General features: G+C 71.9%; 26 protein-coding genes. 16 read left to right on the top strand and 10 right to left on the bottom strand.

The features are described from left to right. Positions 1-28: 28 nt before the first annotated feature. From QI633_RS19635 to QI633_RS19625, 3 genes are read left to right on the top strand one after another with little or no spacing between them, the layout of a single operon-like run. Positions 29-829, top strand: a complete 801-nt coding sequence (locus QI633_RS19635) for an ABC transporter ATP-binding protein (RefSeq protein WP_141797825.1) — start codon at positions 29-31, stop codon at positions 827-829. Between the two features lie 34 nt (positions 830-863). Further along, positions 864-1,892, top strand: coding sequence for an iron-siderophore ABC transporter substrate-binding protein (locus QI633_RS19630; RefSeq protein WP_141797826.1), 1,029 nt, complete (start codon positions 864-866; stop codon positions 1,890-1,892). Positions 1,893-1,907: 15 nt separating this feature from the next. Next, positions 1,908-4,034 (top strand): iron ABC transporter permease, encoded by a 2,127-nt coding sequence (locus QI633_RS19625; RefSeq protein ID WP_282426793.1) that lies wholly within the window; start codon positions 1,908-1,910, stop codon positions 4,032-4,034. On the opposite strand, the gene QI633_RS19620 is transcribed toward QI633_RS19625, so the two are convergent. Continuing rightward, positions 4,007-4,513, bottom strand: a complete 507-nt coding sequence (locus QI633_RS19620) for a helix-turn-helix domain-containing protein (protein ID WP_141797828.1) — start codon at positions 4,511-4,513, stop codon at positions 4,007-4,009. The genes QI633_RS19625 and QI633_RS19620 overlap by 28 nt on opposite strands. A 64-nt stretch (positions 4,514-4,577) precedes the next feature. Between QI633_RS19620 and QI633_RS19615 the strand changes: the two genes are divergently transcribed. Next, positions 4,578-5,042 carry a PaaI family thioesterase gene (locus QI633_RS19615; protein WP_141797829.1) on the top strand — a complete coding sequence of 155 codons (465 nt, stop codon included), beginning with the start codon at positions 4,578-4,580 and terminating at the stop codon, positions 5,040-5,042. A 106-nt stretch (positions 5,043-5,148) separates the two neighbouring features. Here the strand turns inward: QI633_RS19615 and QI633_RS19610 are convergent, their stop codons facing one another. Together QI633_RS19610 and QI633_RS19605 are read right to left on the bottom strand one after the other, a co-directional pair. Continuing rightward, on the bottom strand, positions 5,149-6,405 hold the full coding sequence (locus QI633_RS19610; RefSeq protein ID WP_260805835.1) for an MFS transporter: 1,257 nt from the start codon (positions 6,403-6,405) through the stop codon (positions 5,149-5,151). After that, entirely contained in the window at positions 6,402-6,848 is a 447-nt protein-coding gene (locus QI633_RS19605) for a MarR family winged helix-turn-helix transcriptional regulator (protein ID WP_282426792.1), read from the bottom strand. Before QI633_RS19605 ends, QI633_RS19610 begins: the two co-directional genes overlap by 4 nt. Positions 6,849-6,914: 66 nt before the next feature. Between QI633_RS19605 and QI633_RS19600 the strand changes: the two genes are divergently transcribed. The 3 genes from QI633_RS19600 (at position 6,915) to QI633_RS19590 (ending at position 8,386) form a co-directional block, all read left to right on the top strand. Further along, positions 6,915-7,457 carry a DUF1697 domain-containing protein gene (locus tag QI633_RS19600; RefSeq protein WP_282426791.1) on the top strand — a complete coding sequence of 181 codons (543 nt, stop codon included), beginning with the start codon at positions 6,915-6,917 and terminating at the stop codon, positions 7,455-7,457. A gap of 92 nt (positions 7,458-7,549) precedes the next feature. Continuing rightward, the gene (gene clpS, locus QI633_RS19595; protein WP_260806572.1) at positions 7,550-7,795 is read left to right on the top strand and encodes an ATP-dependent Clp protease adapter ClpS; all 246 of its coding nucleotides are present in this window, start codon (positions 7,550-7,552) and stop codon (positions 7,793-7,795) included. A 6-nt stretch (positions 7,796-7,801) separates the two neighbouring features. After that, positions 7,802-8,386, top strand: coding sequence for a DUF2017 domain-containing protein (locus QI633_RS19590; protein ID WP_282426790.1), 585 nt, complete (start codon positions 7,802-7,804; stop codon positions 8,384-8,386). A gap of 6 nt (positions 8,387-8,392) precedes the next feature. On the opposite strand, the gene QI633_RS19585 is transcribed toward QI633_RS19590, so the two are convergent. Genes QI633_RS19585 through QI633_RS19570 form a run of 4 tightly spaced genes read right to left on the bottom strand, consistent with a single transcriptional unit; the run spans position 8,393 to position 11,782 of the window. Continuing rightward, on the bottom strand, positions 8,393-8,785 hold the full coding sequence (locus tag QI633_RS19585; protein ID WP_282426789.1) for a universal stress protein: 393 nt from the start codon (positions 8,783-8,785) through the stop codon (positions 8,393-8,395). Beyond that, a complete protein-coding gene (locus tag QI633_RS19580; RefSeq protein WP_282426788.1) occupies positions 8,782-10,290 on the bottom strand; it encodes a tripartite tricarboxylate transporter permease in 1,509 nt (502 codons plus the stop codon). The genes QI633_RS19585 and QI633_RS19580 overlap by 4 nt, the downstream gene beginning before the upstream one ends. Beyond that, positions 10,290-10,799, bottom strand: a complete 510-nt coding sequence (locus QI633_RS19575) for a tripartite tricarboxylate transporter TctB family protein (protein ID WP_282426787.1) — start codon at positions 10,797-10,799, stop codon at positions 10,290-10,292. The genes QI633_RS19580 and QI633_RS19575 overlap by 1 nt, the downstream gene beginning before the upstream one ends. Next, a complete protein-coding gene (locus tag QI633_RS19570) occupies positions 10,796-11,782 on the bottom strand; it encodes a tripartite tricarboxylate transporter substrate-binding protein (RefSeq protein ID WP_141797837.1) in 987 nt (328 codons plus the stop codon). The genes QI633_RS19575 and QI633_RS19570 overlap by 4 nt, the downstream gene beginning before the upstream one ends. A gap of 122 nt (positions 11,783-11,904) precedes the next feature. Between QI633_RS19570 and QI633_RS19565 the strand changes: the two genes are divergently transcribed. From QI633_RS19565 to QI633_RS19535, 7 genes are read left to right on the top strand one after another with little or no spacing between them, the layout of a single operon-like run. Beyond that, positions 11,905-13,584 carry an ATP-binding protein gene (locus QI633_RS19565; protein ID WP_282426786.1) on the top strand — a complete coding sequence of 560 codons (1,680 nt, stop codon included), beginning with the start codon at positions 11,905-11,907 and terminating at the stop codon, positions 13,582-13,584. After that, entirely contained in the window at positions 13,581-14,291 is a 711-nt protein-coding gene (locus tag QI633_RS19560; RefSeq protein ID WP_282426785.1) for a response regulator, read from the top strand. The genes QI633_RS19565 and QI633_RS19560 overlap by 4 nt, the downstream gene beginning before the upstream one ends. A 9-nt stretch (positions 14,292-14,300) precedes the next feature. After that, positions 14,301-15,242: a fatty acid desaturase gene (locus tag QI633_RS19555; protein ID WP_260805838.1), complete on the top strand. Its 942-nt coding sequence runs from the start codon at positions 14,301-14,303 to the stop codon at positions 15,240-15,242. A 43-nt stretch (positions 15,243-15,285) separates the two neighbouring features. Next, positions 15,286-15,732, top strand: coding sequence for a M67 family metallopeptidase (locus QI633_RS19550; protein ID WP_141797839.1), 447 nt, complete (start codon positions 15,286-15,288; stop codon positions 15,730-15,732). A 1-nt stretch (position 15,733) separates the two neighbouring features. Beyond that, on the top strand, positions 15,734-16,024 hold the full coding sequence (locus tag QI633_RS19545) for a MoaD/ThiS family protein (protein ID WP_141797840.1): 291 nt from the start codon (positions 15,734-15,736) through the stop codon (positions 16,022-16,024). A gap of 10 nt (positions 16,025-16,034) precedes the next feature. Then, positions 16,035-17,012, top strand: a complete 978-nt coding sequence (locus tag QI633_RS19540; protein WP_222117776.1) for a pyridoxal-phosphate dependent enzyme — start codon at positions 16,035-16,037, stop codon at positions 17,010-17,012. A gap of 16 nt (positions 17,013-17,028) precedes the next feature. Then, complete coding sequence (locus tag QI633_RS19535) at positions 17,029-17,631, top strand: DUF3152 domain-containing protein (protein WP_141797841.1); 603 nt, start codon at positions 17,029-17,031, stop codon at positions 17,629-17,631. On the opposite strand, the gene QI633_RS19530 is transcribed toward QI633_RS19535, so the two are convergent. Next, positions 17,632-18,657, bottom strand: coding sequence for an alkaline phosphatase family protein (locus QI633_RS19530; protein WP_282426784.1), 1,026 nt, complete (start codon positions 18,655-18,657; stop codon positions 17,632-17,634). 99 nt (positions 18,658-18,756) lie between these two features. Here QI633_RS19530 and murI point away from each other — a divergent pair, with 99 nt between their 5' ends. Then, a complete protein-coding gene (gene murI / locus QI633_RS19525) occupies positions 18,757-19,587 on the top strand; it encodes a glutamate racemase (protein ID WP_260805840.1) in 831 nt (276 codons plus the stop codon). After that, positions 19,587-20,417: an MBL fold metallo-hydrolase gene (locus tag QI633_RS19520; RefSeq protein WP_282426783.1), complete on the top strand. Its 831-nt coding sequence runs from the start codon at positions 19,587-19,589 to the stop codon at positions 20,415-20,417. The genes murI and QI633_RS19520 overlap by 1 nt, the downstream gene beginning before the upstream one ends. Positions 20,418-20,419: 2 nt before the next feature. On the opposite strand, the gene QI633_RS19515 is transcribed toward QI633_RS19520, so the two are convergent. Both QI633_RS19515 and QI633_RS19510 read right to left on the bottom strand, forming a co-directional pair. Continuing rightward, positions 20,420-21,085 (bottom strand): response regulator transcription factor, encoded by a 666-nt coding sequence (locus QI633_RS19515; RefSeq protein WP_282426782.1) that lies wholly within the window; start codon positions 21,083-21,085, stop codon positions 20,420-20,422. After that, positions 21,082-22,296, bottom strand: coding sequence for a histidine kinase (locus QI633_RS19510; RefSeq protein WP_282426781.1), 1,215 nt, complete (start codon positions 22,294-22,296; stop codon positions 21,082-21,084). Before QI633_RS19510 ends, QI633_RS19515 begins: the two co-directional genes overlap by 4 nt. Positions 22,297-22,311 lie beyond the last annotated feature (15 nt).

The following is a 22,311-nucleotide window of genomic DNA, read 5'->3' as shown; positions in this document are numbered from 1 at the left end:
TGGCCTAACTTAGGCTAGGCTGCCTTTCGTGACGACAGTTCTCGAAGGACGCGACCTGGTGCTGGGCTACCAGCGCAGCACGGTGGTGCACGGCGTCTCCGTGCGCCTCGTGCCCGGCGAGGTGACCGCGCTGATCGGGCCCAACGGCAGCGGCAAGTCGACGGTGCTGCGCTCGCTCGCCCGGCTGCACCCGGTGACCGAGGGCCGGATCACCCTCGACGAGGACGACACCGCGCCGCTGAGCGCGAAGGAGTTCGCGCGCCGGGTCACGCTGCTCTCCCAGTCGCGACCGCACCCGTCCGGCCTCGAGGTCCGCGACGTCGTCGCCTTCGGCCGGCACCCGCACCGCGGCCGGTTCGCCGGTGTCACCGATGCCGACCGGGCCGCGATCGACCACGCGATGGCCGTCACCGGCATCGACGCGATGGCCGACCGGCCCGTCGACCAGCTCTCCGGCGGCGAGCTCCAGCGGGTCTGGCTGGCCACCTGCCTCGCCCAGGACACCGCCGTCGTCCTGCTCGACGAGCCCACCAACCACCTCGACCTGCGCTACCAGGTCGAGACGCTCGACCTGGTCCGCGACCTCGCGGACCGGCACGGGACGGCGCTCGGCGTCGTCCTGCACGACCTGAACCATGCCGCCACCGTGGCCGACCAGGTCGTGCTGCTGCACCAGGGCGCGGTCCACGCGGTCGGCACACCCGCCGACGTACTCACGGGGGAGCACCTCTCCGCCGTCTACGGACTGCCCATCCGCTGCTTCGTCGACCCGGACACGGGCGCGGTGCGGGTGGAGGCCCAGGGCAGGCACCACCAACGACGCCGCTGACACCGCGTCCGACCACCCACCAGTGAGGAACCCGATGAAGACCCGACCGATCGCTGCCCTGGCTCCCATGGCGGTGCTGCCGCTCGGCCTGCTGCTGGCCGCCTGCGGCACGACCGACGCCGACGCCGGTGACAAGCCGGCCCCGAAGGCCGCCGACTCGGCCGAGTGCTCCGCCGACGAGACCGCGACCTCGACCGGTCCGGTGAAGCTGACCGACAGCTACGGCCGCACGGTCGAGCTGGACAAGCCGGCCGAGCGGGTCGCCGTCCTGGAGTGGCAGCAGGTCGAGGACGTGCTCTCCCTGTGCGTCGCGCCGGTCGCCGTCGCCGACGCCGAGGGCTACACGACCTGGGACACCGCTGAGAAGCTGCCCGACGGCGTGACCGATGTCGGTACCCGCGGCGAGCCGAACCTCGAGACGCTGTTCGGCACCAACCCCGACCTGGTCATCGTCGAGGCCTACACGCCCGACGACGAGATCCTCAAGCAGCTGGCGAAGTACGACGTCCCGGTGCTCGCCACCAAGGGCGCCGACGCCGCCGACCCGGTCGCCAACATGATCGACACCTTCGAGCTGATCGCCCAGGCGACCGGCCGCGAGGAGCGGGCCAAGGTCGTCGTCGACGACTTCAACGCCCACCTGGCCGAGGCCAAGGAGAAGGTCGCCGCGACCGACGCCGGGAAGTTCGTCTACTTCGACGGCTGGATCCAGGGCGGCAACGTCTCGATCCGCCCGTTCGGCCAGGGCTCGCTGATGGGTGAGCTCGGCGAGGAGCTGGGCCTGGAGAACGCCTGGACCGGCAAGGTCGACCCGGCGTACGGCCTCGGCCAGACCGACATCGAGGGCATGAGCGAGCTCGGCGACGCCACCTTCTTCTACACCGGCACCGTCGACCCCGAGGGCGACGTCAACGCCGCGCTCGCCGAGAACGCCGTGTGGCAGAAGATCCCCGCCGTCGCCGAGGGCCGCGCGCACGCGTTCCCGGCCGGGGTGTGGACCTTCGGCGGCCCGCGCACGGCCGAGCAGGTCATCGACGCGTACGTCGACCTGCTGACCAAGTAGCCGACGGGTAGTGCCATGAGCGTCGAGCAGCAGCAGCGCACCACCGCGCGTCCCGGGACGTCAGGGGCTACGCCACGCCTCGGGCGGGCCGGTGTCACCAGCGCCACCGGCGCGCTGCTGCTGCTCGTCGTCACCCTGCTGGGCGTCTCCGCCTGGCACCTGACGCAGGGCACGTCCGCCGTCGGTGCCGGCGACCTCGTCCGCTGGCTGCTCGGCGGCGGGTCCGGTGCCGGAACCGGAGCCGACGCCGGCGACGTCCTGATCGGCTCGCGCATGCCGCGGCTGGCCGCCGGCATCGCGGTCGGCTTCGCGCTCGGCGTGGCGGGCGCGCTGTTCCAGTCGCTGGCCCGCAACGCGCTCGCCTCGCCCGACACCCTCGCGGTCACCGGCGGTGCCTACCTCGCGGTGACCGTCGTCGCCGCCTTCGGGCTCACCGTGCCGATCTGGGCCTCGGGCCTGACCGCCTTCGCCGGCGGCTCGCTCGCCGCGTTCCTGGTGCTCGGCCTCGCCGGCGGCGCCGGTACGGCGACCACCCGGCTCGTGCTCGCCGGCTCCGCCGTCGCACTGGCCCTGCAGGCCGCCACCTCGACGCTGCTCATCCTGTTCGACGAGGAGACCACCAGCCTGTTCGCCTGGGGGAGCGGCTCGCTCAGCCAGCTCGGGATGCGCGCCTTCCAGCAGGCGGCGCCGGTCGTGGTCGTGTGCACCCTCGCCGCGCTGCTGCTCGCGCGCCGGCTCGACCTGCTCGGCCTCGGCGACGACAGCGCGGCCGTGCTCGGCGTACCTGTCCGCTCGACGCGCGCGGCCGGCACCGTGCTCGCCGTACTGCTGACGGCGGCGTCGGTCACCCTCGCCGGACCGATCGGCTTCGTCGGCCTGTTCGCCCCCGTGATCGTGCGGCTCACGGGTCGCCTCGTGCCGGCGCTGAACCGGCACGCGGTGCTGATCCCCGCCGCCGGCCTGACCGGCGCGGTGGTCGTCATCCTCGCCGACGCCCTGATCCGCGCGGTCCTCGGCGCGGACGAGGCGATCTCGATCCCGACCGGCATCACCACCACCCTCCTCGGCGCGGTCGTGATGATCGCGCTGGCCCGCCGTAGCCGTGACTCCGGCCCGACCCAGCAGCCGGCCGCCGCGAGGGTGCGGGTCGGCACCCGGCTGCGCTTCGCGGTCGTCCTCGCGGTGGTACTCGCCGCCGCGGTCGCGATCACGCTGGTCGGGCTGCTCGCCGGCGACACCTGGCTCAAGGCCGGCGACATCTCCCTGTGGCTGAACGGTGAGGCGGCGCCACTGATCCAGTTCGCGCTCGACGAGCGGGCGCCGCGCGTCGCTGCGGCCGTGCTCGGCGGGGCCGCGCTCGCGCTCTCGGGCGCTCTCGTCCAGGCGACCTGTCGCAACCCGCTCGCCGAGCCGGGGATCCTCGGCATCACCGGCGGCGCGGGCGTCGGCGCCGTCGTCGTGGTGACCGGCGCCGGCGTCTCCCAGGCCGCGAGCAACGGCACGATCCTGGTCGGCGCCGTCGTGGGCGCCCTGGTCTCCTTCGCCCTCGTCTACGGCCTGTCCTGGCGCCACGGCCTCAACGCCGACCGGCTGCTGCTCATCGGCATCGGTACCTGGTACGGCGCCGCCGCGCTCACCACGTTCCTGCTGGTGCGCTCGAACCCCTGGGACACGCCGCGGATCTACACCTGGATGTCGGGTACGACGTACGGCCGCACCTTCGAGCAGGTCCTGCCCGTCGCCGTGGTGCTCGCCCTCGCCCTGCCGCTGGCCTGGCTGGTGCGTCGCGAGCTCGACCTGCTCGCGCTCGACGAGGACACCCCGCGCCTGGTCGGGGTGCGCCTCGAGACGGTCCGCCTGGTCGTCCTGGTCACCGCCGCCCTGCTGGCGGCGACCAGCGTGGCCGCGGTCGGCGTCGTCGGCTTCGTCGGACTGGTCGCGCCTCACCTGGCCCGGGCGCTGGTCGGTGGCCGCCACGCCCGCTCGGTGCCGGTCGCCGTACTCGTCGGCGCGGTGCTGCTCGGGCTGGCCGACCTCGTCGGCCGGACGGTCATCGCGCCGGCGCAGGTCCCGGCCGGGCTGGTCGTGGCGCTGATCGGTGCGCCGTACTTCGTCTACCTGCTGGCCCGCTCGCGCGCCTGACCCGGTCCCTCGAACGGTCGCACCCCCGGACCGGGCCGCGTGGCCACCCCGCGCGGCTCGACGGTGTGGCCCGCGGTGCAGCGGACCTCGACGTGGACCGGCTGCTCGCAGTCGCGGTGCACGAACACGGTGGGTGGGCCGCCGGGGTCGGCGAGGTGGCGGTCGCCCCAGTGGCTGATCGCGAGCAGGATCGGCTGGAGCTCGAGGCCCTTCTCGGTGAGCCGGTACTCGTGGCGGGTGCGCGCGCCGTCCTCGCGGTAGGGCTCCTTGCGCAGGATGCCCTCCTCGACGAGCGAGGCGAGGCGGTCGGTCAGCACCTGGCGAGGGATGCCGGCGTGCCGGCGGATGTCGTCGAAGCGACGGATCCCGAGGAAGACCTCGCGCAGCACGACCACCGTCCACCGCTCGCCCAGGATCGCCATCGCCCGGCCGAGCGTGCAGTTGTCGACCGACCAGGCCAGCGCCGGCGGGGTGTCCATCGTGCCAGCATAGGCGACCCAGGTCTCATTGACAGACTCAGCCTCGGGTTGGTCTGATGGGGCCATGACTGAGTCCGCGATCCAGACCCAGATCGACCCCGGCGCGCTCGACGGGTTCGAGCAACTGCACGCCATCCTCGACGGCCACCTCCCGGCAGCGCCGATCGCCGACACCCTCGGGTTCGTGGGCTTCGAGGTGCCCGAGCGGGGGACTGCGATCTTCGAGCTCGACCCCGAGCTGCGCCACTACAACCCGATCGGCAGCGTGCACGGCGGGGTCTTCGCCACCCTGCTCGACTCCGCCTGCGGCTGCGCGGTCCACTCCACGCTCGCCGTCGGCGAGGCCTACACCTCCCTCGACCTCACCGTGAAGTTCCTCAAGCCGGTCACCGTCGACTCCGGCCGGCTGCGTGCCGTCGGCACGGTGCTGCAGCGCGGCCGCCGTACCGCCCTCGCCGAGGCGAAGCTGTACGACGGCCGCGGCAAGCTGGTCGCCTACGCGAGCTCCAGCTGCATGATCTTCAGCTGACCCGGCCCGAAGTAGCTCCGAAACTCCGCCGACCCGGCAGAAAGTGACGGTCACGAGCGACACTTTCTGCCGGGTCGGCTGAGTCTGCGGGCCACTTCGGGCCGGGTCAGCTGAGGTCGCCGAGTGCCTCGGCCTCCGCCTCCTCGGGGGAGTGGGCGGCGGGGGCGCCGTGGAGAGCGGTGTGGATGGTGCGGGCGCCGGCCACGAGGACCACGACACCGACTGCGACCGCGATCCCGCCGAACCAGAACGGCGCGGCCGAACCCTGGTGCTCGGCGAGCTTGAGGGCGACGTACGGGCCGACGGCGCCGCCGGTGAAGCGGACGAAGGAGTACGCCGCCGAGGCGACCGGCCGCTCGACGGGCGCGGCGCCCATGACGGCCTCGGTGACCAGGGTGTTGATGACGCCGAGGAAGGCGCCGGCGATGACGATGCCCACGATCACGACGGTCGACGTGGAGGCGCCGACGGCCATCAGCAGCAGGTCGAGCGCGAACAGGGTCAGCGCCCCGATCAGCGCGGGCACCGTGCCGACCTTGCGCTGTACCCACGGCGCGAGCGCGACCGACGCGACGGCGAGCAGCACGCCCCAGCCGAAGAAGATCCAGCCGATCTGCATGATCCCGGCCTCGGGCAGCGCGAACGGGCCGGCGGCGAGCAGTGAGAAGAAGCCGAGGTTGTAGCAGACCGCGACCGCGGCCATCACGGCGAGCGCGGGGTAGGCGAGGGCCTTGAACGGGTCCGCGAGTGTCGTACGACGGGCGGCCGGCGGGGTCGCGGGCAGGAAGACCGCGGTCGCCACGAGCGCGATCGTCATCAGCACCGAGACCCCGAAGAACGGGCCGCGCCACGACTGCTCGCCGAGCAGTCCGCCGACGAGCGGGCCCGACGCGATGCCGAGGCCGAGGGCGGCCTCGAAGAGGATGATCGCCTGGGCCAGCGAGCCCTTGGACGCACTGACGATGGTGGACAGCGCGGTCGCGATGAACAGCGCGTTGCCCAGCCCCCAGCCGGCACGGAAGCCGATCACGGCGCCGACCGAGCCGGACATGCCGGCCAGGCCGGCGAACACGATGATCAGGACCAGTCCGGTGAGCAGGGTCAACTTGGCGCCGATCCGGGTCGAGACGACGCCGGTGACCAGCATCGCGACGCCCATCACCGCCATGTAGCTGGTGAACAGCAGCGACACCTGGCTCGGCGTCGCCTCGAGCTTGGCCGCGATCTCCTTGAGGATCGGGTCGACCAGGCCGATGCCCATGAAGGCGATGACGCAGGCGAAGGCGACGGCCCACACTGCGCGCGGCTGGTGGAGGAACGAGCCGGAACCGGTGTCGGTCTCGGCGTGGAGGGCGGTGGTCACGAGTTTCCTTCCGGAGTGGTCGGGGGTGCGGGTTCGAGGACGGCCTGGAGCACGGCCACGGCGGTCGCGAGGTCGTTCGTGGAGAGCTCGGTACGACGGGCGAGGCGCTCGGACACGAGCGCGGCGCTGAGCTGCCGGATCCGGGCCAGCTCGGCCCGGCCGGCGTCGGTGAGGTAGACCAGGCTGCTGCGTGCGTCGGCGGGGTTGGGCTCCTTGGTGGACCACCCGGCCTCGACCAGCTGGTTGACCTGGCCGGTCATCGTCGGCTGCGAGCAGCGGTCGATCTGGGCGAGTGCGGTGATCGCGAGGGGGCCGGTCTCGTCGAGGATCGAGAGCACCCGGATGCCGGCCGACGGAGCGTGCTCGCGGCGCACCAGCCGGACCAGCCGGGCGGCGTACACCGTGAGGTCGCTGCTGAGGTCGTCGACGTCGGGGGTGCTCACGTCGTTCGAATATACATAGGAAACCTATGCATGTCGAGCGAGGGTGGTGCACGACACAATGAGCGCATGCCGACCTACGTCGCCTTCCTGCGCGCCATCAACCTCGGGCCGAACCGCAAGTTCGCCAAGGCCGACATCGTCGCCGCGACCGAGGCCGCCGGCGGCGCCGACGTGCTGACCCACATCAACACCGGCAACGTCCGGCTGACCACGCCGCTGCGCTCGCGCGCCAAGGTGGAGGCCGCGCTGGAGAAGGCCTACCTGGCGCAGGCCGGGTTCGAGGTGCCGACCATCGTCTACACGCCGGCCGAGCTCAGGGCCGTCGCGGCGGATGCGCGGGAGCTGACGGCGTCCCGCCCGGACGTGGAGCGGCACTACGTCTACCTGCTCAAGGGCGAGCCCGCCCCTGCCCGGGTCGCCGAGCTGGAGGCGCGCAGCGACGAGGTCAACGCGGCCGTCGTACGACACCGGGCGGTGCACCTGCTGCTCGGCCCGGGCTACCAGGCAGGCGCGGTGGACCCGTTCAAGTGCGAGAAGGCGCTGCAGGTGGTGGCCACCAACCGGAACTTCAACGTCGTCACGACTCTGGCCGACAAGTGGTGCTCGTGAGCGCCGATGCCCTGTGACACCATGGAGCCGTGACGACCGCGAGCCCGGAGAAGGTCGATCCGGGAGTCCAGCAGGACCTCACCCCGGAATCGATCACGCTCGCCGACACCCCCTGGGTGACGGTGGTGTGGAACGACCCCGTGAACCTGATGTCGTACGTCACCTTCGTCTTCCAGAAGCACTTCGGCTACGGCAAGAAGAAGGCCGAGAAGCTGATGATGGAGGTCCACGAGGACGGCAGGTCCGTCGTCAGCAGCGGCACCCGCGAGGAGATGGAGCGCGACGTGCAGGCCATGCACGAGTACGGCCTGTGGGCGACCCTGTCGAAAGCCGAATGAGCTGACGTGACCTCTGGATTCGTCCGGCACCGCCGGAGCAAGCGCGCCATCGCGACCTTCTCGGTGTTCGAGGCCGACCTGCTGCGCTCCCTGGCCGGCCAGCTGGTCGAGCTGCTGCACAACGAGTCGGCCGTCGCCGCCACCGAGCGTGACCCGCTCGAGGCGCTCCTCGACTTCTCCGGCCCCACCACCGAGCCCGAGGACCCGGTGCTGCGCCGGCTCTTCCCCAACGCCTACCAGGGCGACGACGAGGCGGCCGGCGAGTTCCGCCGCTACACCGAGGGCGCGCTGCGCGACGGCAAGGCCCGCGCCGCGGCGTCGGTCATCGACGTCCTCGAGGAGGCCGGGTTGCCGCCCGAGCCCACCGGCGAGGACCTCACCATCGACGTCGAGCTCGACCCCGAGACCGCGCTGGTCTGGATGCGCTCCTTCACCGACCTGCGCCTCGCCCTCGGCACCCGCCTCGAGGTCGAGGAGGGCGACGAGGACTACTGGTACGACCTGCCCGACGACGACCCGCGCGCCCAGGCGCACCACATCTACGAGTGGCTGGGCTTCCTGCAGGAGACGCTGGTCGCCGCGGTGCGCTGACCGGCGTCAGCCCGCCGGCTTCACCGCCAGCACCGGACAGTGCGCCTCCAGGATGATCCGCTGCGCCACGCTGCCGAGCAGCAGCTTCCCGACCGGCGTACGGTGCCGGATGCCGACCACGATCAGCGTGGCCTGCTCCTCGTCGGCCGCGGCGACGACCGCCTCGGCGACGTCGTCCACGACGTCGTGGCGTACGACGACGTCGAGACCGTCCGCGACGAGCCGGTCCCGCAGCGCGGCGATGTCCGCGTCGTGCGCGAAGCGGTTGTCGACCAGGCTGCTGCCGAGCGTCGCGTTGACGACGACCAGGCGGGTGCGGTCCTTGCGGGCGAGGTCGGCGGCGTGCTCGAGGGCAGCTGCGCCGTACCGGTCCGCGCTGTAGGCGACCACGATGCTCATCGCTCGACCAGCTCCTTCTCGTCCTGCGGGTGGGTGGTGTCGGCGGGCTTGCGGAGACCGGCGACGGTCATGGCGACGAGCAGCAGGGCCATCACCACGTAGACGACGACGGCCACCGGTTCGCTCCACAGGGTGCTGACGTCGCCCTGGGAGATCTTCAGCGCGGTGGTCAGCTGGTCCTCGAGCTTGGGGCCGAGGATGACCCCGATGATCAGCGGCAGCACCGGGATCCCGAAGCGGCGCATGAAGAAGCCGAGCACGCCGATCGCCAGCAGCAGCGCCAGGTCGAACGCCTGGAAGTTCACGCTGTAGGCGCCGAGCGAGGCGAAGAAGAGGATGCCGGCGTACAGGTAGGGCCGGGGGATCCGCAGCAGTCGCGCCCACAGCGGGGCCATCGGCAGGTTGAGGACGAGCAGCAGCGCGTTGGCGACGAACAGGCTGGCGAGCAGGCCCCAGACCAGGTCGGGGTGGTCGTCCATCAGGGTCGGACCGGTCTGGAACCCGTAGCCCTGCAGGGCGACGAGCATGATCGCGGCGGTCGCCGTGGTCGGCAGGCCGAGCGCGAGCAGCGGGACCAGGGTGCCCGCAGCGGAGGCGTTGTTGGCGGCCTCCGGGCCGGCGACGCCCTCGATCGCGCCCTTGCCGAACTCCTCCGGGTGCTTGGTCAGCTTCTTCTCGGTGGCGTACGACAGGAAGGTCGGCAGCTCGGCGCCACCGGCCGGAAGCGCGCCGAACGGGAAGCCGAAGGCGGTGCCGCGCAGCCACGGCTTCCACGACCGTGCCCAGTCGGACCGGCTCATCCACGGCTGGCCGACGGGGATGATCTCCAGCGGCTTGCGGCGCAGGTGGGCGGCGACCCACAGCGCCTCGCCGATCGCGAACAGCGCGACGGCGACCACGACGATGTCGATGCCGTCGGCCAGCAGCGGCTCGCCGAAGGTCAGTCGTGCCTGGCCGGTGCTGGTGCCGACCAGGCCGATCGCCAGGCCGAGGAAGAGCGCGATGAAGCCGCGCAGCTTGGAGGATCCGAGCACCGCGGTGACGGCGAAGAGGGCCAGCACCATCAGGGCGAAGTACGACGGCGAGCCGAGCGTGACGACGATGTCGGCCACCTGCGGGGTCACGATCCACAGCAGCACCGTCGCGATGCTGCCGGCCACGAACGAGCCGATCGCGGCGGTGGCGAGGGCTTGGGCCGCTCGACCCGCCTTCGCCATCTTGTTGCCCTCGATCGCCGTGATGACCGACGAGGACTCGCCGGGGGTGTTGAGCAGGATCGAGGTGGTCGATCCGCCGTACATGCCGCCGTAGTAGATGCCTGCGAACATGATGATCGCGCTGTCGGCGCCGACGCTGTAGGTCACCGGCAGCAGCAGGGCCAGGGTCATCGCCGGGCCGATGCCGGGCAGCACGCCGACGGCGGTGCCGAGCAGCACGCCGAGGGCGGCGAAGAGCAGGTTCTCCGGAGTGAGGGCGGTCTGGAAGCCGTCGAGCAGCAGGTCCATCAGAGCACTCCGTCCAGGATGCCGGCGGGGATCGGGATCCCGAGGCCGACGTAGAAGCCGTACCAGCTGCCGACCGACAGGGCGACGCCGACGGCGAGGTCGCGCACCCAGCTGCGGCTGCCGAGGACGACGGCGGAGCCGGCGAACAGCAGCGCGCCGGTGATGGCCCAGCCAAGGACGTCGATCAGCGCGATGTTGGCCACGAGCACGAGGGCCAGCAGCCCCACCGTGCGCACGTCGGTGCCCTGGGTGAGGTCGATGTCCTCGCCCTCCTCGGCCTCGGGCCGGTCGCCGCGCGCGGTGGCGACGGCGAGCAGGATCCCGAGGATCACCAGCCCGGCGCCGACGACGTACGGCAGCGTGTAGGGCTGGACCGGCTGGTCGGCGAAGCCGTCCTCGAGCCCTGCGGCGTCGAGGAGGACGTAGCCCCCGGCGAGGCCGAGGAAGGCGGCCAGGCCGTACTGGGCCTTGTCGACCAGGCGGGTGGGTTCGTTGGTGGTCGCGCTCATGCGAGTCCCAGCTCCTTCAGGGTGTCGGCGACGCGGTCGTCCTGCTCGGCGAGGAAGTCCTCGAACTCCTTGCCGGTGGCGAAGTTGTCGGTCCAGCCGTTGGCCTCGAGGGCGTCCTTCCACTCGGCCGTGTCGTGCATCTCGGTCAACAGCTCGGTGAGGTAGTCCCGCTGGGCCTCGGAGATCCCGGGCGGAGCGAGCACCCCGCGCCAGTTGGTGAACACCAGGTCGACGCCCGACTCGGTGAGGGTCGGCGCGTCGACGCCGTCGAGGCGCTCGGCGCCCGAGACGGCGAGGACACGCAGCTTGCCGTCCTTGATCTGGCCCTCGAACTCGCCGAGGCCGGACATGCCGACATCGATCTTGGCGCCCAGGAGCGCGGTCGTGAGGGGGCCGCCGCCGTCGTAGGAGATGTAGTTGACCTGCTTCGGGTCGACCCCGATCGTGTCGGCCAGCTGCATCGGGAACAGGTGGTCGGGCCCGCCGTTGCTGGAGCCGCCGCCGACGGTGAGGCCGCCCGGGTCCTTCTTCCAGGCCGCCACCAGGTCGTCGACCGTCTTGAACGGCGAGTCGGCGGGCACCAGGATGCCCTCCTGCTCCTCGACGAGCCGGGCGATCGGCGTCATCTTCAGCGGGGTGGCGCTGGACTTGTTGGTGTAGACCGCGCCGACCACGCCGAGCCCCATGATCATCATGAGGTCGTCGGCGCCCTTCTCGTTGACCAGGCGCTGCATCGCGACCGTGCCGCTCGCGCCCTGCACGTTGGTGATCTCGAAGCGGCCGGTGAGATCGTTGTCCTCCATGGCGCGCGCCGCGGCACGGCCGGTGAGGTCGTAGCCGCCGCCGACGCTGTTGGGGATCATCATCCGCAGCCGCCGGTTGCTCGGGTCGTCCGAGCCGCGGGTGACGCCGCACCCGCTCGCGACGACCGCGAGCGCCAGCGCGACGAGGAGCGCGACGAGCGCACGTCCTGGGCGATGCATGGGGTACCTCCGGGTTGGGTGGTGACCGCCGTCACGGGCGATCCGTGCCAGCATGTCCGTGGCCTGTGGCGGCCGTCACGCTTGCGGACGCAAAGGAGGTTGTGGTCGTTGTGGTCACGCCGATGAACCCGCTGCGCTGGCGTCGCGGAGAGCTGACCCTGGCGGCGAAGGTGCTGCTCCTGCAGCTGCTCGTGATCGTCGTGCTGCTCACGGCCGTCGGCGTGCTGAGCATCCGCCAGTCGAACGCCGACTTCGCCGAGGAGCGCGGTGCGCAGATGCGCTCGCTGGCGGAGTACGTCGCCGTGCAGGACTTCGTCCGCACCGCGCTCGAGGAGGTCCGCGGCGGCACCGAGCTGTGGCAGGTGACGGCCGACCTCACGTCGTACGCCGAGCGCGGGGTGCGCCTGTCCGGTGCGACCGACGTGCTCGTGGTCGGTCCCGACGGCACCGTCCTCGCCGCCACCGACGCGAGCCGGGTCGGGAAGCAGGCCGACCTGGGGCGCGGCGACGTGGCGGCCGGCCGCGGGGGCACCGTCGACGTCGTGGCCGGCGGAGAGCGGCGGGTGGCGGCGTACGCACCCGTCATCGCGGATCTGCCCGGCGACAACGGCGCGGTCGGCGCGATCGTGGCGGAGGCGGCGTACCCCTCCCTGGGTGACCAGCTCGCTGAGGCGGTCCCCGAGCTGGGCCTGTTCCTGGGGCTCGGCGCGCTGCTCGGCCTGGTCGGCACCTGGCTGGTCGCGCGCGTCGTACGGCGCTCGACGCGGGGCCTCGGCACCACCGAGCTGGCCCACCTCGCCGACCACCGCGAGGCGCTGCTGCACGCCATCCGCGAAGGCGTCGTCGGCGTCGGCACCGACGGCCGGGTGACCGCGATGAACGACGCGGCCCGCGCCACGCTCGGGCTGGACGCCGGCCCCGACCCGGTCGGGCGCGGCGTCGACGAGCTCGGCCTCGACCCCCACGTCGTCGCCCTGCTGACCGGCGAGGGAGCAGAGGTCCGCGACGCGCTCGCCCTCGTCGGCACCCGCGTGGTCGTGTTCAACCGCGGCGACGCCTCCTCCGGGGGGCGCGGCATCGGCACCGTCACCACGCTGCGCGACCGCACCGAGCTGGTGTCGCTGCAGAGCCAGCTCAGCTCCAACCTGTCGATCACCGACACCCTGCGGGCGCAGACCCACGAGTTCGACAACCGGCTGCACACGATCTCCGGACTGGTCCAGCTGGGGGAGTACGACGAGGTGGCGACCCTGGTCGGCACCCTCACCAGGCACCGCGCCGAGGTGGGCGAGCACGTCGCGAAGCGGCTCGCCGATCCCGCGGTCGCGGCCCTGGTGGTCGCCAAGCACGCGGTCGCCGAGGAGCGCGGGGTCGCCCTCGAGCTCGACCCCGGCTCCCGGCTGCCCGCGCTGGCGCCCGACGAGAGTGCCGACCTGACCACGGTCCTCGGCAACCTGGTCGACAACGCGGTCGACGCGTGTGCCGGCCGGCCGGACCCGCTGGTCGAGGTGTGGGTGCACGCCGAGGCCGGCGCGGTCCACGTGCGGGTCCGCGACAACGGCCCCGGCATCCCCGACGAGCTGCGCGACGCGATCTTCGTGCGCGGCTTCTCCACCAAGGAGGAGGTGCTCGGCGGGCGCGGCATCGGGCTGCCGCTGGTCCGGCTGATCTGTGCCCAGCGCGGCGGCGAGGTCGTCGTCGACGACGCCGATCCCGAGGAGGACGGCGAGCACGACAGCGGCGCCGAGTTCCGCGTGGTGCTCCCCATCGGCGGCGCCATCGGTCAGGATGGGCGACCGTGAACCGGGCGCTGCAGGTCCTCGTCGTCGACGACGACTTCATGGTCGCGCGCATCCACGGCCGGTTCGTCGAGCAGACCGACGGATTCGAGGTCGTCGGCACCGCCCGCACCGGCGGCGAGGCGCTCGAGCTCGCCGCCGCACTGCAGCCCGACCTGGTGCTCCTCGACGTGCACCTGCCCGACCTGTCCGGCCTCGAGGTGCTCGAGCGGCTGCGCGGCCAGTCCCGCGAGCAGGGCCGCGACGTCGCGGTCGTCATGGTCACCGCCGAACGCGGCGCCGCCGCCGTCCGCGCCGCCCTCCACGGCGGCGCCATGCAGTACCTCGTCAAGCCCTTCGAGTACGACGACCTCGCCGACCGCCTGCGCCGGGTCGCGGCCACGCTGGCCACCCTGCCGGGCGGCGGTGGCGGCGGGCACGAGGAGGAGGTCGACCAGGCGACGATCGACCGGGCCTTCGGGGCGGGTCCGCAGGGCGTCGTACCGCAGGGACTGCCGAAGGGACTGAGCCCCGAGACCGCCGACCTCGTGCTCGAGGCGGCGCGGGCGGCGGGGGAGATCTCGGCGTCGGAGACCGCGGACGCGGTGGGCCTGTCGCGGGTGACCGCGCGGCGCTATCTCGAGCACTTCGTCGACATCGGCACCGCCGAGGTCCGGCTGCAGTACGGCGGCACTGGACGGCCCGAGCGCAGGTACCGGATCCCCACGTAGGCTGGTCGTGTGACCGCGATCGACGAGCGTCCGCAGCCGCCGACCCCCAGGGCCACCATGGGTGGCGACACCCAGGGCTTCTGGGAACGGCTCGCGCTCGGGCTGTTCATCGCCGTCCCGTTCGTCGCCTTCCTGGCCGCCATCCCCGTCGCGTGGGGCGGTTGGCTCGGCTGGAGCGACGTCGTGATCACCTTCGTGATGTACGGCCTGACCCTGCACGGCGTCACGGTCGGCTACCACCGGCTCTTCACGCACAAGTCGTTCAAGCCCAACCGGGCCGTGAAGATCACGCTCGCGGTCCTGGGCTCGATGGCGATCGAGGGGCCCGTGATCCGCTGGGTCGCCGACCACCGCAAGCACCACAAGTACTCCGACAAGGACGGCGACCCGCACTCGCCGTGGCGCTACGGCAACAGCCTGCGCGGTCTCACCAAGGGCTTCGTGTGGGCGCATGTCGGCTGGCTGTTCGACCCCGAGCAGACCCCGATCGACAAGTACGCCCCCGACCTCGCCAAGGACCGCGACCTGCTGCGCATCTCCCGGCTGTTCTGGCTGTGGGTGCTGACCTCGATCCTGCTCCCGCCGGTCCTCGGTGCCCTGCTCACCTGGTCGTGGCAGGGCGCGCTGACCGCCTTCTTCTGGGGCACGGTGGTGCGCATCGGCCTGATCCACCACGTCACGTGGTCGATCAACTCGATCTGCCACACCCTCGGTGAGCGGCCGTTCGCCTCCCGCGACTTCTCCGGCAACGTGTGGTGGCTCGCCATCCCGTCCGGCGGCGAGTCCTGGCACAACCTCCACCACGCCGACCCGACCTCGGCCCGCCACGGCGTGAAGAGGTTCCAGCTCGACACCTCGGCGCGCATCATCTGGGTGCTGGAGAAGCTGGGTTGGGCGCGCGACGTGCGCTGGCCGACGGCCGAGCGGATCCGCGCCAAGTCCGTGGCGTGAGCCCGATTCGGGTGGGCACCGACGAAGCAATACCCTTGACCGCGTGTTGCAGATCGACCAGGCGACGTACGACGCCATCGTGGAGCACGCCAAGCGGGACCACCCGGTCGAGGCGTGCGGGATGGTCGCGGGCCCGATCGGGAGCGACCGGCCGGCGCGGCTGATCGAGATGGTGAACGCGGCGGGCAGCCCGACCTTCTACGAGTACGACTCGACCGACCTGCTCCGCCTCTACCGCGAGCTGGACGACCGCGACGAGGAGCCGGTGGTGATCTACCACTCGCACTCCGCGACCGAGGCGTACCCCAGCGTGACCGACATCAACCTGGCCAGCGAGCCCGGAGCGCACTACGTGCTGGTCAGCACGCGCGAGCACGGGAATAACCCCGGCCCGGTGGAGTTCAGGTCCTACAGAATCGTCGACGGCGTCGTGACCGAGGAAGAGGTCACGGTCGCCAGCAGCACCGAAGCAGCAGAGGAGAGCAGCTGACATGGCCATCGAGGTCCGGATCCCGACCATCCTGCGCACCTACACCGGTGGCGAGAAGGCGGTCAACGCCGACGGCGGCACGCTGAGCGCGCTGATCGACTCCCTCGAGGCCAACCACCCCGGCATCAAGGAGCGACTCCTCGAGATCTCGGGCGACGGTGTTGGGCTGCGCCGGTTCGTCAACATCTACATCAACGACGAGGACGTCCGGTTCATCGGCAGCCTCGAGGCTGAGCTCTCCGACGGCGACCAGGTCGTCATCCTGCCGGCCGTCGCCGGCGGCGCTCGCTGAGCACGAGCAGATGGTGCGCTACGACAGTCTCCTGACCTCCGTCGGCAACACGCCGCTGGTGGGGCTGCCGCGACTGTCGGCGCCGTTCAACACGCCCGGCGCCCCCGACAGCCCGGAGGTGCGGATCTGGGCCAAGCTCGAGGACCGCAACCCCACCGGCTCGATCAAGGACCGCCCGGCCCTGAAGATGATCGAGGAGGCCGAGAAGGACGGGACACTTCGTCCGGGTTGCACGATCCTCGAGCCGACGTCCGGAAACACCGGCATCTCGATCGCGATGGCGGCCAAGCTCAAGGGCTACCGCTGCGTGTTCGTGATGCCGGAGAACACCTCCGAGGAGCGGCGCCAGCTGCTGCGGATGTGGGGCGCCGAGATCGTCTCCTCGCCCGCGGCCGGCGGCTCCAACGAGGCCGTGCGCGTCGCCAAGCAGATCGCGGCCGAGCACCCCGACTGGGTGATGCTCTACCAGTACGGCAACGCCGCCAACGCCCTCGCCCACGAGGAGGGCACCGGTCCCGAGCTGCTCGCCGACCTGCCCTCGATCACCCACTTCGTCGCGGGTCTGGGCACCACCGGCACCCTGATGGGCGTCTCCCGGTTCTTCCGCCGCGCCCAGCCCGACGTGAAGATCGTCGCCGCCGAGCCCCGCTACGGCGAGCTCGTCTACGGCCTGCGCAACCTCGACGAGGGCTTCGTCCCCGAGCTCTACGACGCCGAGCTGATCGACAGCCGCTTCTCGGTCGGCCCGCGCGACGCCGTACGACGCGTTCGCGAGCTGCTCGAGCTCGAGGGCATCTTCGCCGGCATCTCCACCGGAGCGATCCTGCACGCCGCGCTCGGCCAGGCCGCCAAGGCGGTCAAGGCAGGCGAGGCCGCCGACATCGCGTTCGTGGTCGCCGACGGTGGCTGGAAGTACCTCTCCACCGGCGCCTACGAGGGCACCGTCGACGAGGCCGAGGACCGGCTCGAAGGCCAGCTCTGGGCCTAGGGTCCATGATGGCCCCGTGAGGATCCTCCTGGGCCTGCTGCTGGCCCTGTCCACCTGGCTGGTCGCACCCGTCGTCTCCGTCGCCTCCGCCGACGCCGGCGCCCCGCAGGTGCGCGTCGAGCAGCAGGCCGAGCCGCGAGTGATCCGCTACTCGGTGCGGGTGCGCGGCGAGATCGGTCGCAAGACCCGACGGGAGTTCCGGGTCCTCGCGCAGGAGACGTACGACGACCCGCGCGGCTGGTCCGGCAAGCGGCCCGGCCTGCGGTTCAAGCAGGTGAAGCGCGGTGGCGCGTTCACGCTGTGGCTGTCCCGGGCGCGCCTGGTGCCGAGCTTCTCGAGCGCGTGCAGCGCCCAGTGGTCGTGCCGCGTGGGTCGCAACGTGATCATCAACCTCGACCGGTGGCGCGGTGCGTCACCGGCGTGGAAGAAGGCGGACCTGCCGCTGCGCGACTACCAGCACATGGTCGTCAACCACGAGACCGGCCACTGGCTCGGCTACCGCCACGCGTCGTGCCCGCGACCCGGCGCCCTCGCCCCCGTGATGATGCAGCAGTCGAAGGGCACCGGCGGCTGCCGGCTCAACCCGTGGCCGACGAAGGCCGAGCTGCGCCGGCGCTGATCACTTCCAGGTGAGGTCCTGGTCGCGGTCCCACAGGCTGTCCGGCACCGCGCCGAGGCCGAGGATGTCGAGGCTGACGTTGGCGACCTCGCCGTTGCGGATCGGCTGCGGCGAGGCACCGAAGCCGGGCCGGGTCCGGCCGGGCTTCGCGCGTCCCGGGTTGAGCGCGTAGAGGTCGGTGTTCGGCACGCCGGCGCCCCAGAACGCGAACGGCACCCGGTAGTCCTCGCGGTTGGTCTTGACGCCGTGGTTCCGGGTCCCGGGGATGCCGCCGTGGTCGGAGGTGAGCACGATGACGGTGTTGTCGCGCAGCGCCGGCGTCGACCTCACCTGTTCCATGATCGTGCCGACCAGCTTGTCGACCTTGGCGACCGCCTTCAGGTAGGTCGGCGTCATCCAGCCGTCACGGTGCCCGATCTGGTCGGGGCGGCCGAGGTGGACGAAGGAGAACGTCGCCGGGTCGGACGCGAGGTCGCTGCGCAGCTCCTTGACGACGGCGGCGTTCTTCTCGACCCGGATGAACGTGTCGTCGACGGCCTTGGGCCAGGAGTTCTCGAACAGCCAGAACTTCGACTTCGTGGCGTACACCGCGGTCGTGCCACCGCCCTCGTGCACCTGCGTGAACACCGAGGCGACGTCGTGGCCCGCCGCCTGCTGCACGGTCTTGGTCACCTTGTCGTCGTTCCAGGTGACGCCGTGCCCACCCTTGCTCGCCTTGATCCGGCGCCCGGTCACCATGCTGGTGTGGTTGGGCAGGGTCACCGTCATCTCGAGCTGGGTGCGGGCGTTGACGGTGCCGGCACCCTCGTCCTTGATGAGGCGGTGCAGGTTCGGCGTACCGGCGCGGCCGAGCCGCTTGAGCGCACGCGGGTTGAGGCCGTCGACGGAGATCGCGATCACGTGCTTGTCGTTGACGCTCGCGCGGGCCGGTTCGCCGCGGTCCGCGGTGGCGGTGCCGGGCGCGGCCAGGAACGAGGCCGCGAGCGCGGCGGCGAGGACGGCGGCAGGTCGGCGCAGGTGAGTCACCTGCCCGACCTTACGTCGCGCGGGTCAGGATCCGGGGACCGACGTGATCTCGGTCCCGGAATGCCGACTGCGGACACCACGACGCCGTAGTCTGACCGGGTGCGGCAGGTGAACCATCGCGGAGGGTCGGATCTCGATGCTCCGATCGGGATCTTCGACTCGGGCTTCGGGGGCCTCACCGTCGCGCGGTCGGTGATCGACCAGCTGCCCCACGAGTCGATCACCTACGTCGGCGACACCGCCCGCCAGCCCTACGGCCCCAAGCCCATCGGCGAGGTGCGCGAGTACGCCCTGGAGTGTCTCGACCACCTCGTCCACCAGGGCGTCAAGGCTCTCGTCATCGCCTGCAACTCCGCGTCGGCCGCGATGCTGCGCGACGCCCGGGAGCGGTACGACGTCCCCGTGGTCGAGGTGATCTACCCGGCCGCCCGGCGCGCCGTCGCCGCCACCCGCAACGGCCGGATCGGCGTCATCTCGACCCGCGCCACGGCCGAGTCGATGGCCTACGACGACGCGTTCGCCGCGGCCCCCCAGATCTCCCTCACCACGCGCGCCTGCCCGCGCTTCGTCGACTTCGTGGAGGCGGGGGTGACCGGCGGCGACGAGCTCATCGCGGTGGCCCACGAGTACCTCGACCCGCTCACCGAGCTCGGCATCGACACCCTGATCCTCGGCTGCACGCACTACCCGCTGCTCACCGGCGTCATCTCCTACGTGATGGGCGACGACGTCACGCTGGTGAGCAGCGCGGAGGAGTGCGCCAAGGACGTCTACCGGATGCTGGCCGACTCCGGCCTCATGCGGCCGACCGGCGACCCGTCGTACACCTTCACGACGACGGGCTCCCCGGCGGAGTTCGAGACGATCGGGCGTCGGTTCCTCGGACCCGAGCTCGTCGCGGCAGGTCAGTTCGCAGGGGGTGTGCGTTGATGGGTGACGAGGAGAGCGCAGCGGTGGTGGCGCCGGCGACGACGGTGCTGCGGGTGCCACCGGCGCCCAACACGGTGAAGGTGACGATCGTCGGCTGCTCCGGCTCCTACCCGGGACCGGACTCGCCCGCGAGCTGCTACCTCGTCCAGGCCGTCGACTCGCTGCGCACCTGGAGCCTGGTGCTCGACATGGGCAACGGCGCGCTCGGCGCGCTGCAGCGCTACGTCGACCCGCTGCAGGTCGACGCCGTGTTCATCAGCCACCTGCACGCCGACCACTGCGTCGACATGACCAGCTACTACGTGCTGCGCAAGTACCACCCCACCGGCACCCAGCCGAAGATCCCCGTCTGGGGGCCCAAGGGCACCGCCAAGCGGCTGGCCAAGGCCTACGACCTGCCCCGCAAGCCCGGCATGCGCGAGGAGTTCTCCTTCCGCGTCTACGCCGACCCGATCGAGATCGGCCCGTTCCTGATCGAGCCCTACGAGGTCGACCACCCCGTCCCGGCGTACGGCCTGCGGGTCTCGGCCTTCGGCAAGGTGCTCGCCTACAGCGGCGACACCGGCCCGACCGCGGCCCTCGGCGACATCGCCGCCGACGCGGACCTGTTCCTGTGCGAGGCGTCCTTCCGCTCCTGCGACGACAACCCGCCCAACCTCCACCTCACCGGGACCGAGGCCGGCGAGGTCGCCGCCAAGGCCGGCGCGAAGCGGCTCGTGGTCACCCACGTCCCGCCGTGGCACGACGCCGCGACGATGCTGGCCGAGGCGGAGGCGGCGTACGACGGGCCGACGGAGCTGGCGGTGCAGGGGACGGTCTACGAGCTCTGAGCTCACTCCACCGGGTGCCCCGCATCCCTGATCGTCAGCGCGATCTGGACCCGGTTCGTGGTCTCCAGCTTCTCGAACAGCTTGGACACGTGCCCCTTCACCGTCGGCACGGACAGGTGCAGCTCGCGGGCGATCTCGGCGTTCGACAGTCCGCGCCCGACCGCGCCGGCGACCTCGAGCTCGCGCTCGGTCAGCCGGTCGAGGCGGCGCTGGGCGTCGGCGGCGCGGCTGTCGCCGGACGTGGTGCGGACCCGCTCGATGAGGGTGCGGGTGACCGAGGGCGACAGCATCGGGTCGCCGTCGGCCACCTTGCGGAGGGCGGCGACGATCTCGGGCGGAGCGGTGTCCTTGAGCAGGAAGCCGTCGGCGCCGGCGGCGAGGGCGCCCACGACGTAGTCGTTGGCGTCGAAGGTGGTCAGCACGATCACCCGCGGCGGCCGGGGGTCGGAGTGCAGGATCCGGGTGGCGGCAAGGCCGTCGAGGACGGGCATCCGGATGTCCATCAGGACGACGTCGGGGGCCAGCTCGCGGGCCAGGGCGATGCCGGCGCGGCCGTCCGAGGCCTCGCCGACGACCGCGATGTCGGCCTGTCCGCCGAGCATCAGGGTCAGCGCGGAGCGCACCAACGGGTCGTCGTCGACGACGATGACGCGGATCTGGTCGGTCACGGGTGGTCCTCTCCCTGGCCGGGCTCGGCGGCCCACGGTAGCCATGCGTGCAGCACGAAGACCTCGGCGCCGGTCCCGCCGGGGGCGTGCTCGAAGCGGTGCGTGAGCGTCCCGCCGCGCAGCTCGGCCCGCTCGGTGAGCCCGACCAGGCCGAGACCGGCGCCCGGGGTGCGCGTCGGTCCGAAGCCCAGCGCGTTGCGCAGCACGACGTCGACGCCGTCGGCGGGGGAGCCGCTGACCGAGATCCGCAGGGTGGCCGCGGGGGCGTGCTTGCCGGCGTTGGTGATGCCCTCCTGCACGATCCGGTAGACCGTGCGGCCCACGGCGTCGGGAAGCGGCTCGCCGCCGGCCAGGCCGTCGTCGTACTCGATCGCGGCGCCGGCGTCGCGGGCGTCGGCGACCAGCGCCTCGAGGTCGCCGTACGTCGGCTGGGGGCCGGTGAGCGGACCGGTGGCGGCAGCGCCGTCGACGTCTCGCAGTACGCCGAGCACCTCGCGCAGGTCGGTGAGCGCCTCGTGGGCCTTGGCCTGGATCACGGCGACACTGCTGCGCATCTCGTCGGCAGAGAGGTCCTCGCGGTAGGTCAACGCGCCGGCGTGCATGGAGATCTGCGAGATCCGGTGGGCGAGCACGTCGTGCATCTCGCGGGCGATGCGGGCGCGCTCGGTGGAGCGTGCCTGCGTGGCGCGCAGGTCGCGCTCGGCCTCGGCCGTCTCGGCGCGCTGCCGCAGGGTCCAGATCAGCTCGCGGCGCGAGCCGATGTACATGCCCCAGGCGGTGATGGCGAGCACGACCGCGACAGTGACCGACAGGTTGACCCACCACGGGTCGACCGACTCGCTGGGCTGGACCGCGTAGTAGACGAGGCTGAACACCACGTTGAGGGCGCCGACGGTGATCACCTGCCACCAGCGCCGCCGGGTCGCCAGCGAGACGGTGGCCAGGGCGGCCGGACCCGCGGAGAGCGAGCTGATCGGTGCCATCAGGATGGTCACCACGGCGATGGTGAACGGCCAGCGCCGGCGGAACCAGACGAGCACGAAGGCCAGCAGGCCGACGACGAGATCGGCCCAGAACAGCAGCGGGTTCTCGTCGACCTGGGCGTCCATCACCGGCCCCCAGACGAGCAGTCCGAGCGCGAGGGCCAGGACGTAGCGCCACAGCTGGTTGTACCAGCGCAGGCGCGGCTGGTAGTCGTCCGGCGTGTCCACGGTCCGAGGCTAGTG

Origin of the sequence: Nocardioides sp. QY071, from assembly GCF_029961765.1 — a bacterium.
Classification (GTDB): Bacteria; Actinomycetota; Actinomycetes; order Propionibacteriales; family Nocardioidaceae; genus Nocardioides.
The sequence above is the reverse complement of the archived record's forward strand: the minus strand, read 5'-3'. Positions and strand labels throughout refer to the sequence as shown.